General features: G+C 35.9%; 10 protein-coding genes. 9 read left to right on the top strand and 1 reads right to left on the bottom strand.

The genetic code is table 11. The features are described 5' to 3' along the window. The 4 genes from IJF99_RS02555 to IJF99_RS02540 form a co-directional block, all read left to right on the top strand. On the top strand, positions 1-486 hold a 486-nt coding region (locus IJF99_RS02555; protein WP_292791668.1), incomplete at its 5' end, for a PfkB family carbohydrate kinase. Between the two features lie 158 nt (positions 487-644). Beyond that, on the top strand, positions 645-7,523 hold the full coding sequence (locus IJF99_RS02550) for a DUF3320 domain-containing protein (protein ID WP_292791665.1): 6,879 nt from the start codon (positions 645-647) through the stop codon (positions 7,521-7,523). Positions 7,524-7,529: 6 nt separating this feature from the next. After that, complete coding sequence (gene uvrC, locus IJF99_RS02545; protein WP_292791662.1) at positions 7,530-9,281, top strand: excinuclease ABC subunit UvrC; 1,752 nt, start codon at positions 7,530-7,532, stop codon at positions 9,279-9,281. Between the two features lie 98 nt (positions 9,282-9,379). Beyond that, positions 9,380-9,922: a zinc ribbon domain-containing protein gene (locus tag IJF99_RS02540; RefSeq protein ID WP_292791659.1), complete on the top strand. Its 543-nt coding sequence runs from the start codon at positions 9,380-9,382 to the stop codon at positions 9,920-9,922. Here the strand turns inward: IJF99_RS02540 and IJF99_RS02535 are convergent. Next, complete coding sequence (locus IJF99_RS02535; RefSeq protein WP_292791656.1) at positions 9,916-10,215, bottom strand: hypothetical protein; 300 nt, start codon at positions 10,213-10,215, stop codon at positions 9,916-9,918. The two genes, IJF99_RS02540 and IJF99_RS02535, sit on opposite strands and share 7 nt — an antisense overlap. 84 nt (positions 10,216-10,299) lie before the next feature. Between IJF99_RS02535 and IJF99_RS02530 the strand changes: the two genes are divergently transcribed. From IJF99_RS02530 to IJF99_RS02510, 5 genes are all read left to right on the top strand, one after another. Beyond that, positions 10,300-12,003 (top strand): ATP-binding cassette domain-containing protein, encoded by a 1,704-nt coding sequence (locus tag IJF99_RS02530; protein WP_292791674.1) that lies wholly within the window; start codon positions 10,300-10,302, stop codon positions 12,001-12,003. Between the two features lie 3 nt (positions 12,004-12,006). Continuing rightward, on the top strand, positions 12,007-12,432 hold the full coding sequence (locus IJF99_RS02525) for a universal stress protein (RefSeq protein WP_292791653.1): 426 nt from the start codon (positions 12,007-12,009) through the stop codon (positions 12,430-12,432). A gap of 120 nt (positions 12,433-12,552) precedes the next feature. Beyond that, positions 12,553-12,723 (top strand): 4Fe-4S binding protein, encoded by a 171-nt coding sequence (locus IJF99_RS02520; RefSeq protein WP_292791651.1) that lies wholly within the window; start codon positions 12,553-12,555, stop codon positions 12,721-12,723. A gap of 1 nt (position 12,724) precedes the next feature. Continuing rightward, positions 12,725-13,903 (top strand): NAD(P)/FAD-dependent oxidoreductase, encoded by a 1,179-nt coding sequence (locus IJF99_RS02515; RefSeq protein ID WP_292791649.1) that lies wholly within the window; start codon positions 12,725-12,727, stop codon positions 13,901-13,903. 9 nt (positions 13,904-13,912) lie between these two features. Further along, on the top strand, positions 13,913-14,061 hold a 149-nt coding region (locus IJF99_RS02510; RefSeq protein WP_292791671.1), incomplete at its 3' end, for an NAD-dependent epimerase/dehydratase family protein.

The raw sequence follows: 14,061 nt of genomic DNA, 5'->3' as shown, positions 1-14,061 counted from the left end.
GGGTTTGTGATTAATCCACTGAACAGGTATGATTTTCCTCCTGAAACAATCGAATATCTAAAAAGTTTTGATGTTCCAATCTTTATTTCCGTACAGGGTTTTTTAAGAGTCAAAAACAATCAAGTAAATAATAATTACACTATAAAATTAGACAAGTTCGATGAGTTAACAGGCATTTTATCAGGTGTCAATACAATATTTTTGGATGAAGCTGAAGAAAACATCATTGGTTTGAACTATGATGTGGATGAGATAGTCATAACTGATGGAAGTAAAGGGTCAAGAATTGTTTCGGATGGGGAAATTAAAATTGATGCAGTAAAATGCGACAATGTTGTTGACACAACAGGATGTGGAGACACTTATATGGCGGCATATATCTCTCAAAAAATATTGTTCAAATCCTCCAGAATTGCTGGAAATTTTGCATCGAAAATCGCAAGTCAGAAAATAGAAAATTTTGGTCCTTATTACTGCAATAGATAATTAAATTTTTTAAGTTTTTTATATAATTTTTTAAGAGTTATTATTTTCTATTTTTAATAGTTTTTATCTAAATTTACTTAATTTAGAAAACTTTATTAATTAATATAATTATAATTATATATGCATTTTAAATTTTTTAAACACTACAAAGGGTCATCATGTTAAACAAATCATCGAATATAATCGAAAAGGAATTTAAAAATTTACGTAAGGAGCTATTGGATTTAACTTTAAGAAATCAACTTCTTAACTTTAAAACAAGAGCTAAAACCATCACAATAGTAAATCAGTCTCCTATAAATCTTTATCAGACATTAGTCCTGCAAGAAAACAAAATGTATTTTGTAGCCAATAAGAAAGATAAAAAAGAAGACAAATCCTCAGTTTGGGACCACATCCCATTTGATTTTTCCAAGTTTTCAGAAGGAGACAAGAAATTAGCCACCGATTTGACCCCAAAAGAGCTCCAAAAAAGATTGTATTACATTAACAACCAAGCTAAAACAATGCTCCAGGAGCAGGGTTATAATATTCTATACCTGGCTATCGGATTTCTGGAATGGAAAGACAAATCAAAACCAAGACAGAAAAACAAAGCCCCATTGGTACTGATTCCAGTTTCAATGGAAAGGAAAAAGGTAGGTGAATCATTTAACCTTGAATGGACTGGAGAGGATATTCAAACAAATATTTCACTTAAAGCAAAACTTCTTGAAGCAGGCATTGAACTGCCTGATTTCGAATTTAAAAAGTATGGTGAAGTCATCGACCATTATCTTGCAAATGTAAGACGTGCTGTTTCACGCATGGACGGATGGGAAGTTAACAGTGATGTTGCTTTAGGATTCTTTAGTTTCACTAAATTTGTAATGTACAATGATTTAAACCCGGAAGCATGGGCCGATAATGTTGATTTGACAAAAAATGAACTTATTCAAGCCATTTTCAATCCTGCAAAAAATGACCAGGAAGCATTCCGTGAAGAGGATATTGATTCAAGGCTTGAATACCGCAGCATGTATCAGGTTTTAGATGCTGATTCATCACAAATCGCGGCTATTCAGGATGTTAAGGCAGGACGGAATTTGGTTGTGGAAGGACCGCCAGGCACAGGTAAGTCACAAACAATCGTAAACTTAATAGCGGAATTGTTGGCGGAAGGCAAATCAGTCTTATTCGTATCAGAAAAAATGGCGGCGTTGGATGTTGTAAAAGACCGTTTGACTGCTGTCGGTTTAGGCAAATTTGTCCTTGAATTACATTCTCATAAAACCAGACGTAAGAAATTCCTAAAAGATTTGCAGAAGGCCACAAATGTAAGGGCCCAGGAACCATTGAATATTGACCAGACTATCCGTAAACTGGAGACTCTGCGTCGTCAGTTAGATGATTATTCTCAGATTATCCATATGCCCGTGTTTGCTGTAAATTTATCTCCATTCCAATTATATGGAATGAAAGAGGCTGCAGATGATCATTTTGCAAGAAAAGACACTTTAATGCCATTGGTCAGATTTGAAAATCCCGACCAGGTAACTTTAAAAGATTTGGATGACATGAAAGTGGCTTTAGAAAACCTTGCCGAATTATATCAGACAATTTCTAAGGAAAACCCTTGGAGCAAATGCGCTCCAAAAAGTCTGCTTCCTGCCGATTTAAGGGAAATCGAAATGCTCATTAATGACACTCTGCATGCTTTGGATAATTTCCTTGTAGAGCGTGGAAGAGTTTATGATATTTATGGAATAAAACAGCCGGATACCTTAAATGAGTTTCAAAATTCATTGTCCGCTTTTGAAATCATCAAATCCCAAAATGCAGAATTGATTGACGCAAGCATAATCAAATCAGGAGCATGGAACAACAATAATGATGATGCTTTCAGACTGATACAGGAACTTGAAAAATATCAAAGGTCTTCAGCAGCGTTAACAAAATTCAATCAGAGCATTTTCCAGGCAGACATTGACAGATTAATCTATCAGCTACAGGCATTATCAACAAAAAAATTCAGGTTCTTCAACAATAAACAACATATTGAACTTGTTGAAAGGTATTATGCAGTACCTGTTCCGAATGGTATAGATGAAATAATTGAAGACCTGCAAAAAGCAAAAGCAGTAATTCAAATCAGAAAAACATTGGAAGCGAATAATGCATTAGGTCAAAAATATTATGGAGGATACTGGCATCTGAATGCTGATCCTAATGATTTGAGGACTATTGCCCGTTGGATGAATGAATTTACCGCATTGGTTAGGGAAGGAACATTTTCCCAAAATACCATTGAATTGATGAGTAAGGATCTGTTCGACTTCAGGCCTGAAAGGGACCTTGCTGAATATATTGATTCCGGTGAGGAATTTGTGAGGGTCCTGTCAAGGCTTAAGGATAAATTAAATCCAAGAAGCAAATTAATATTTAAAAGAGAAACCGGAGATGTGCCGTTTGAGGCATGGCAAGAGCAATTGTATAATTGGAGAGGACAGCTTTCAAGCCTTCATTTATGGTCCCAATATTTAAATACCAAAAATGCACTCAAATCATCCAATGCAAAAATGTTTGTAAGTTCAATTGAGAAGAGAAATATCAAAAAAGAGGATATTGAAGCATTGGTTGAAGGAAACTTTGCAGATTCATTATTAAATATTTTATTTGTAGAAAATCATGAATTGGCCACATTCGTTGGAGAATTACATGAAAACCGTATCCGTGAATTCAAGGATTTGGATAAAAAGATTTTAACACTGAACCGTAAAAGAATCTACCATAAACTGAACAGCAATATTCCAAAAATATTCGGAGGAACAGAAAATCCACAGGCAAAAATACTTGCCGGAGAGTTTACAAGAAAAAGCGGGCACATGCCTGTAAGGAAACTCCTTGAAAAAGCCGGAGGTATGATAAAACAGATTAAGCCTTGTTTTATGATGTCTCCGTTATCCATTGCACAATACCTTGATCCGACAAATGAAGAATTGCAGTTTGATGTTGTTATCTTCGACGAAGCAAGTCAGGTTAAACCGGAAGATGCGTTAGGCGCATTCATGAGAGGAAAAACCGCAGTAGTTATGGGGGACACCCAACAATTGCCTCCAACATCATTCTTTGACCAGATGTCTGATGCAGAAAGTGATGAAGAGGAAGCGACATCACTGGATATGGAAAGTATATTGCATTTATGCAAATTATCATTCCCTGTAAAAATGCTGAAATGGCACTACAGGTCACGCCACGAATCACTGATAACAGTGTCAAACAGGGAATTTTATGATGATGACTTGTTGGTTTATCCTTCACCTTCACATTCAGACCCTGAATTAGGTTTAAAATTCAGATATAATCCGAACACTGTGTATTTAAGAGGAGCATCCTCTGCAAACCCACTTGAAGCACAGGATGTTGTGGAAGAAATTTTCAATCACTTTGAGAAATATGGGGATTCGAAAAGTTTAGGTGTCGGAACATTTTCCGTTGCACAGAAAAATGCCATACTGGAAGCATTGGAGGTAAAACGTAAAGAACATCCTGAATATGAGCCATTATTCTCCGATAATAAGGAAGAACGTTTCTTCGTTAAAAACCTTGAAACAATACAAGGAGATGAAAGGGATGTTATTCTAATCAGTGTAGGATATGGTTATGATCAGGACGGTAAAATGTCACTCAATTTCGGTCCGTTAAATCAGGATGGTGGTGAGAGAAGATTAAATGTATTAATCACCCGTGCAAGAGAAAAATGTGTCGTATTCTCAAACTTCAAGGCTTATGATATGAATCTAACCGCAAATCCACCATATGGTGTAAAATCGTTAAAAGAATTCTTGGAATATGCTGAAAATCTGACACTCGGAACTCATAGTGTTGAAGAATCATCTGCCGAACCATTTGAAGATGCAATTGCAAGTTTTCTTGAAGAAAATGGTTATACAGTCCATAAACATATTGGATGTGCAGGATTCAGAGTGGATTTGGCCATTGTCGATGATGAAAATCCTGGAAAATATATTTTAGGTATTACAACTGACGGAAAAATGTATTCTTCCAGTAAAGTGGCCCGTGATAGGGATAGGCTTCGTGAGCAGGTATTGACAGGGTTAGGTTGGAAATTGTATCATTTATGGTCAACTGACTGGTATAGAAATAGGGACTTGGGACGTAAAAAACTGTTGGATAATGTTGAAAAATCAATCATGCAATCTCGAGAAGAAGAAAAGCGTAAATCCGAAGAAGAGAAAAGATTGGCTGAAAAAAGAAAGTTAGAAGCAGAGAAGAAAGCTGAAGAATTACGTATTGCCCGTGAAAGAGAGGAAGCTGAAAGGAAAGCTAAGGAAGAAGCAGAAGCCGATAATGTTAATGTAGAAGATATTGGTCCTGAAGACTTTGTTGAAGTTGTCAATGTCGATGACGACATATTGGAAAAGCCGATTGATGTAAGTGAATTGGACCCTTCAGATTTATATGATGAATCAGACGAATCAATCAATGAATATAATGAAACGGAAACTAAACAGGATTCTGAGTTTGTCACTGTTGAGACTCCTGAAAAAGAGGAGTATGAAATTGATGATTCGGAGTTTGTCACTGTTAAGGCTCCTGAAAAAGAGGAGTATGAAATTGATGATTCGGAGTTTGTCACTGTTGAGACTCCTGAAAAAGAGGCGTATGAAACTGATGAAGATGCAGAAGTTTGGGAATCTGATGAAGGAGTCATTTCTGAAGTTAATGCTGAAACAGGCGAAGATGAAAAAGATTATGATGATAAGGTTTATGAAGATGATGAATCCCAATCAGTCAGGGACAGGATTAAATCTTTAATCATTCCTAAACATGATTCAGATGAAAATAATAAAAAAGATTCACTGTTTTCTTCACTCAAGTTCAATAAGGATTTAGGCGAAAATTCTGATTTGGAGAAGGATTTAAATGAATCCGAAGAAGAACCAATTATTGACAGCAAAGTTGATTCAGATTATGATGATAATATCACTATCGACCATGAAAATGATGAACCCGTTGAAGAAGCTCCAAAAGTAAAATTCGACAAAACAATAGAAAAAGAAATTAAAGATGAACCTATTATGGAAGATAAAGTCGATTTAAAACCTGAAAAACCTTCAAAATCAACATCCACTCCACGTTCAGATAAGAAAAGAAATACTAAAAAGGATCCGGTTATTAATATTGTTCCTAATGAGGAATTTGAATCTGATGAGTCTGTTGTTGATGATAAGGTGGATTTAGGTTCTGATGACGATTATATTTATGTGGATCATAGTAATGATGAGGAATTTGAATCCGAAAAGTCTGTTGTTGATGATAAGGTGGATTTAGGTTCTGATGATGATTATATTTATGTGGATCATAGTAATGATGAGGAATTTGAATCTGATGAATCTGTCGTTGATGATAAAGTAGATTCATCTGTTGAAGATGAAAATAAAGATGATAAACAAGATTCTTCTGAAATTGTTGATGAAAAACCGAAACAACATAAAAGAGGTAATTTCGCAAGGTCTATTTCCAATTTTGTAAGTGGTGAGACTAGACTAAAACCTACAGAAGTAAAAACAGTTAAAGGTGATTTGATGGAAGATGAAGAGTTGCCATTACATAAACCATCTCCAAAAGATGATTATGTTGTTGAAGCTGAAATTGTAAACGGCAAAGAATCAAATGATGAGTTTGCCGATTGGAATGATTCTGAAGAAGAATTAAACATATTTAATGATAATCTGCCTGATTTGGATAATGATGATGTATTAAATATAGTGGATGATGCAAAAAATCATTATCTTGACGATATGGTTATTGAAGAGGATAAGGGCAATGATTTGGAAAAAGATAGGATATCTGAAGAACCAAACATTAACGAATTCCAAGTTGAGGAAGAACCTGCTGTTAATGATGATGTCACTTCAGAGGTACCTGATGTGGAAATTAAAGAGGAATCAGGTGATGGAGTAACATATTATCAAGGTTCAAATGACGTAACAAGCAAGTTAAGAAAGAATAATTTCTACTATGAAGAGGAAAAACCTAAATCCGTAAAAGAGTCCATTAAAGGATTTAAAAAGGATATCAAATATATTAATAAATCTCTAAAGGAAATAGAAAATCCAACTAAAATAGATTATGTTTCTGTAGTGGATAGAACAGAAGAATATGACCCTGCCGATTACTTGAATATGCCTAGTGATGATGATTCGGATAAGATTATTGAAAGGGAACAAGAGGGATTAACTTTCGCCGAACAGGAAGAGCTGAGAATTGAAAAGGAAATGAGGATGGAAGCTCTTAGAAGAGAAATCGAAAGCGATGAAAATGTTATTGTTCCAGTTCATGAACAGCACAGAAGAGAGGAAATAAAAGACCAAGCTCTTGAAGATATTATCATTTCCGCTAATGAGGATTATAAGGAAATTGAAAAAGAAAGACATAGGCAGGATAATCAATTGAAGGCATTTGATAATCATAGATTGCCCGGCAAAAAGAAACTTGAAGATAACATTATAGATTATGTTGAAACTACAGACATCGGACTGTATTCATCAGATGACTTATATAAAAAACCAATTGATAATGTAGCCGATTCCATTAAACAGATTGTTGATATCGAAGGCCCTATCCACATTAAAGAGGTTACCAACAGGATCAGGGACTGCTGCCACATTAACCGTGCGGGAGCCAATATGAAGAAAACTGTTAATGCAGCTATTGAGACTGCTGAAAATTCAGGAAGCATTATTAAGATCGGCGACTTTTTATATGATGCATCCAATAATAATGTTGTCATCAGAAAAAGAAACAAGCCGAATATCGATTTGATATCTGATGAGGAAATAGCTAAAAGCATTGAGCTTGTACTGACTTATAATCCTGATATTTCAACAAAACAACTGCCGAAAGAGACTTCACGTAATTTTGGATTCAGGTCAACCTCTAAAAAGACTGCAGCAAGGATTAACAGTGTTCTGGATTTGATGATTGCAAATAATAGTATTAAAATTGACAACGACCATGTTGAATTGAATTAAGGAATTATGTCAACCAAAGTTAAATCACCCGATAATCTGCCTAACAAGCCCGGCGTATATATAATGCGAGATTCGACAGACACCATTATATACATAGGTAAGGCAAAAAGCCTTATCAAAAGAGTCAAATCCTATTTTAGGGAAAAACTGGACAGGCCAAAAACTCAAATTTTAATGAGTCACTTTGACAGCTTAGAGTATATTGTAACCAATTCAGAAAAAGAAGCTTTAATTTTGGAAGCCACATTAATCAAAAAGCATCGTCCAAGATATAATGTTCAGCTAAAAGATGACAAAAGATATCCTTACGTTAAAATAACCGATGAGGATTTTCCAAGACTGGTAATTACAAGAAATGTTACAAAAAACGGAATTTATTATGGGCCTTTTACGGATGCAGGTTCCGTTAAACAGACAGTTAAGTTTTTAAAGTCATTATTCAAAATTAGAACCTGCCGCAATATGAATGGACCTTGTTTGAATGCCCAGATTGACTTGTGCAATGCCCCGTGTGACGGCAGGATATCAAAAGAGGAATATTCTGAAATTATCAATAAGATTGATCTGTTTTTCCAAGGAAAATATTCGACTATCGTCAGAAATCTCAAATCTGAAATGATGGAAGCGGCGGCTAATGAAGAATTTGAAAAAGCGGCTGTCATCAGAGACCAAATTGCATCAATTGAAGAGATAATGGAAAAGCAGTTCGTTGATTTGGTGGATGATGATTTGGACCAGGATGTAATAGCCATTGCCCCTGGTGAAAATGAGGTCGTGGTAATTATCATGCCTGTGAGAAACGGTAAAATTGTAGGTCGCGACGACTTTTTAATGAGCGCTTCACAATATGACTCATCATCAGAAATCATGTTCGCATTTATTCAGCAATATTACGGTTATAATCGCCACATTCCAAAACAAATTCTTCTGGATGAGGACATTGATGAAAAAGAATTGCTTGAGGATTGGTTAAGCGATTTGAGAGGAAATAAAGTTAAAATCAAGGTTCCTCAAAAAGGAGTAAAGCTAAGGCTTGTGAAGATGGCCAAGAAAAATGCTGAAATCATCAAGCATCAAAAGAAAAAGATGGAGTCAGCATTGATAGAGCTCAAAAAGTACCTTAAGCTTGAAAAGATGCCTCACGTAATCGAGGGATATGACATCAGTAATATTTCAGGCAAGTTTGCAGTCGGTTCAAAAGTATCGTTTAAGGATGGAAAACCAAACAAAAAGATGTATAAACATTTCAGAATGGAAACTCCCGGTCCAAACGATTTTGCAATGATGGAGGAATTGCTGACCCGCAGACTGAAAATGATAGACCGCGACCCCGAACCTGACCTGATAGTCATCGATGGAGGTAAAGGACAGCTGGGTATGGCTTATGGCGTATTGGAAAAATTGAATCTCACCCATATTCCAATCATTGGTCTTGCAAAGGAATTTGAAGAGATATTCACGCCTCATTCCAAACGTCCTATAATAATTCCAAAAAACAATAAAGCATTATACTTGCTTCAGCAGGTCCGTGATGAATCTCACCGCTTTGCGATAACTTATCATAGACAACTCCGCAGTAAAAATATTTCAGCTTCTTCACTTGACGATATCGTCGGTGTGGGCAAAAAAAGAAAGATTGCTCTTTTAAAGGAATTTGGAACAATAGATAACATAAAAAAAGCATCTGTGGAACAATTAGCCAAAACAGAGGGCATGAATTTAAAAACCGCTGAAAATGTTTATAATTATTATCACTAACTCCTAATTATTTTTTATTGAAAAATACTAATTTTGCATTAACTTTAAATATAAGTATTTTTAAAACATTTCCATAAGAAATAAAAAGGTTATATCATATGGTAAAATGTCCTCGGTGCGGATATGAAAATTCATCTTCGGCCATATATTGTGATAACTGCGCTTATTTACTTTCTAAGGGAGAAATTAATAATACTCAGAATACAAAAAAGGAAGGTCGCAGTTATCTGAGCATAGCTAAAAAAATTATAATTGTCATAGGAATCATTATTATCATGTTTCTTTTATTCTCGTTCATCTATGATAATAGTCAACCGACCCAACAGGAATCATTGAACATTGTAGGTGATGATGGAAGCCATCATCAAACTTCTTCTTATCCTTATACTGCAGTAATTAAATACGAAGGCAGCTGGTATGCTGAAATGGGAGATCCTAACTACCTTGTTAAGGAAGCGAATTACGGCTCAAAATATTATGTGCTGGATTGTGCTGGTTGGGAGAGAATCTGCGTTGATGTGCAAAAGCAGGATTACGGCGATGGCGAACTTAAGGTTCAGCTATTAAGAAATGGTGAAGTTGTAGCTGAAAATACAACTACCGAACCTCTTGGAAAAATTGTTATTCATTACAATTATTGAATCTGACTTATTCTTTCTTCTAAAAGCTCCACTAACTCTTCAGTTTTGTAGACTCGGATTTCCTGGGAATCCTTATCCTTAAATATTTTAATAAATGCAATCAAGTCATTGCATAATTGCTCATATTGTATGCTTAATGTGTTATAGTTATTCAGCAATCCGAATGCTTTTTGCTGGTCCATTTTAGGGTTGTCCCTTAGAATTCTTTCCATATTGGCGAAATGTGTTTCAATCATGATTTTGTCTTGTTCTAAGATGTCCATATATTCTTGAATTTTATTGTCGCTAGCCATGTTTATCACTTATTTAAATATTAAATTATTAAACTATAAATAGTTTCAAGAATATAATTTTATCATTAATAAGGGGCATTTATGATGATTAAAGTTGAAAACGTAAGTAAAGATTATGAATTGGATGACGGCACTAAAGTCACCGCACTAAAAAATGTCAGTTTTGAAGTTAAGGAAGGGGAAATACTTGGAATCATGGGAAAAAGTGGTTCCGGTAAGACCACTCTTTTAAGAGCATTGCGCGGTGTTGAACGAATTGATGAAGGAAGTATTGAAGTTGGGAAAGTAAAGGTAACTTCCGAATCTTCTCAGTTCTATTATAATGAGCTTAAAAAGGAAACCGCCATACACCTTCAAAGGTCTTTTGGCATATGGCCGGATACCGTACGTGAAAATGTACTGCGTAAATTATATGCTAGAAGATACTTCGATGAAGGAGACACCAATTTTGAAGTGGCGGAAAGTGAATTCGGTGATGAAGCTGATGAAATATTGGAACTAGTTTCACTAACCCACAAAAAGGATCACTATGCTTCAGTTTTAAGCGGTGGAGAAAAACAAAGACTTATCATGGCAAGGCAACTTGCAAAACAGCCTACAGCTTTACTTCTTGATGAACCTGCAACCATGGCATGCCCTAAAACAAAACAAGAAATATTGGATGCGGTTAAAAAAATCAACAAAGAATTAAATATTACCGTCATTATCGTTTCACATTTGCCTGATATCCAAAAATACCTGGCGGATAGGGTAATTCTCCTTGAGGATGGTGAAATAGTTGATGAAGGCTCTGCAAATGAAATCTGTGATAAATTCATGGAAGGCATGGATGACATTGTTGACATTCAAAACATCGCAACCGATGAGGATTTGATTGATGTCAGGGATGTCTTTAAAAGATTTTACCTGCTGACCGGCGGTGAAGTTCTTCAGATTGAAGACATCAACTTTAAAGTTCAAAATGAGAATATTTTAAGTATCATAGGACCTAGTGGCGCTGGTAAAACAGTACTTTTGAGAATGCTTGGAGGATTGGACGATCCTGATAAAGGAGAAGTGCTATATAAAGTGGAAGACAAATGGGCGGATATTGATATTCCGGGCATTGACCGTATGAAAATACGCTCAAAATTAGGTTTCATGCACCAGGAATTTGCTTTAACACACTATGCAACTGTTTTAAGCCAGTTATCTACAAGATTAGGTTATAAAAAGCAGGACATTGTTAATGAGGCAAAGGCAAGAGCTGAAAGATTAGGTTTAAGTGAAGAATTGTTGGACTCCTTTTATCTGTTGACTGATTTGCCGGAATCAGAAGCAAAAGAACGTTTAAGGCAAGTCGGTTTGGATGGTGAAATATTAAATGATTTGTTCCCGAGATTCCCTGAAACCGCTACAAAAGAAGCGGTAGCGGATATCTTTGAAAGTCTTGATTTGGATATGGATATTCTTCATAGAAAATCATATGAACTGTCCGGAGGTCAAAAGGTACGTGTAATGCTAGCGCTGATATTGGTTTCAAGACCAAAATTCCTGCTTCTGGATGAGCCGTTCGGAGATTTGGATCCGATTACATTGAGGGATGTCACAAATGCATTGAAAACAATTTCTAAGGATTATGGAATCACTATTGTAATGATTTCACACAACACAGACTTCATTAAGGAATTATCCAACAGGGCAATATTCATGGATGATGGAAAAATCATAGATGATAGTGAAGACATTGATGAAATTGTCGATAATTTCATTGATTTCTGTCATGCAGATTACCTTAAAGGAGACTGATTAATGTTTGATGTAATTGCGGTTCCTGTTGACGGGTCTGAATACGGATACAAGGCAGCAGATGTTGCCATTGAAATCGCACAGAAATTCAACTCTAAAATCGCTGCAGTTCATGTTTTGGAAGAGTTTTCATTCAATAGCTTCGATTCACAGGAGGATTCCGGTGATGAAATCCTGGCCAAAATTTCACAAAAGGCCTCCAAGGTAGGCATTGAGGTTACAGAACATCTACTTACAGCAGACCCTTTAAGGGATATGAAGTTTATTATTGACCAGACTCGTGCGGATTTAGTTGTTATTCATGCCCATGGTTCAAATAACAACAGATTCGTATCATTTGAAGAGAATAAAGTTTCTGATACTCAAATAGGTTCAGTTTCAGAAAGACTTTTAAGAACTTCAGATGTCCCAGTATTGTTGGTAAAATAATATTTTAAAACTTATTTTTTCTTTTTTTATTCATTATATAGCTATTTTTAACTAAACTTTTAAATAACATAAAAAACTAATTAATTATAACATAAATTGTTATATTAAGGAGATATTTTTATGATTGTAAAAGATTGGTGCTCATTCTGTGGTGAATGTGCCGGAGTTTGTCCAAGAAATTTAATTCAAGTAAGAGAATACAGTCTTGTATTCAATGAAGAAAATTGTAAAGAATGCTCAATATGTATTGATGCATGCCCTATTGATGCTTTAGAAAGGGAGGCTGAATAGTATGATTGAAACTGATGTAATTGTAGTAGGTTCTGGACCTGCAGGTTCAAGTGCGGCAAAACACGCTGCATTAGGTGGAGCAAAAGTAATTTTAATGGATAAGAAATCTGAAATCGGATCACCGAAAAGATGCGCTGAAGGAGTTTCAATTCAAGGTCTTGAAAAATTGGGCATCGAACCTTCCCCTCGCTGGGTAACCCAGGAAATCGAAGGGGTCAGAATACAAACTCCAGACGGAACTGACGTATGGTTAACTAAAGATGAAGTAAAATTGCCTGAAGCAGGCTACATTCTTGAAAGAAAAGTATTTGATAAACACATGGCAATGGATGCGGCAAGAGCCGGTGCTGAAATCAAAATCAAAACTTTAGTAACAGGCATTGAAAAAATCAATGACGGTTACATTGTTGAAACTGAATGCATGGGCGAAAAAATTGATTACAAATGTAAAATACTAATCGCTGCAGATGGTCCTGAAGGTCACGTTGCAAGATGGGCAGGTTTAAAACCAGCCGCAAAACCTAAAGAAATGGAATCCGGTGTGCAATACGAAATGTGCAATGTCGAATTTGAAAAACCTGGTGTTATTGAATTCTACTTGGGATCATGCGCTCCTGGAGGATATGTATGGATTTTCCCTAAAGGGGATGACATTGCTAATGTTGGTTTGGCAATATTGCCTCACAAAGCTGAAAAAACCGCTAAAGAGTACTTGGATGATTTTGTTGCAACTTCTCCATACTTGAAAAATGCACAGGCCGTTGAAATGAATGTAGGAGGAGACCCTGTTGGTGGAATGACCAAAAAACTTTATGATGACAATATTATGGTTGTCGGTGATGCTGCAGGTCAGGTAAACCCGTTAACCGGCGGAGGAATCATCAGCGGTATGACCGGCGGAATGTGCGCAGGACAAGTGGCTGCTCAAGCTATTAAAGAGGACTGCTCTAAAAAATTCCTTAAACAATACGACAAGATGGCACATGAAGAGCTTGACCATGAAATTAAAAGATATAAAAAGGTACAGGAATATCTGCTCACATTATCCGATGATGAATTGGACAGTATAGGTCATGCATTCCAAGGAGAAAAATTCGATAAGATTTCCACCACTGAAATCGTTCAAAAATTAATCAAAGTTTCTCCTAAAGCTTTACTCAAGTTAGGTAAATTTATCTAGGTGTTCAGATTGATTCTAGTTACTGGCGGAGCGGGCTATATTGGTTCCCATACCAATAAGGCCCTACACAATGCAGGTTATGACACTGTTGTTCTGGATAATCTCTCAAAAGGTTATGAGAATTTCGTTAAATGGGGAAGTTTCGAAAACTGCGATAT

Source organism: Methanobrevibacter sp. (assembly GCF_017406825.1).
Classification (GTDB): domain Archaea; phylum Methanobacteriota; class Methanobacteria; order Methanobacteriales; family Methanobacteriaceae; genus Methanocatella.
This window is presented reverse-complemented; position numbering and strand designations above follow the sequence as displayed.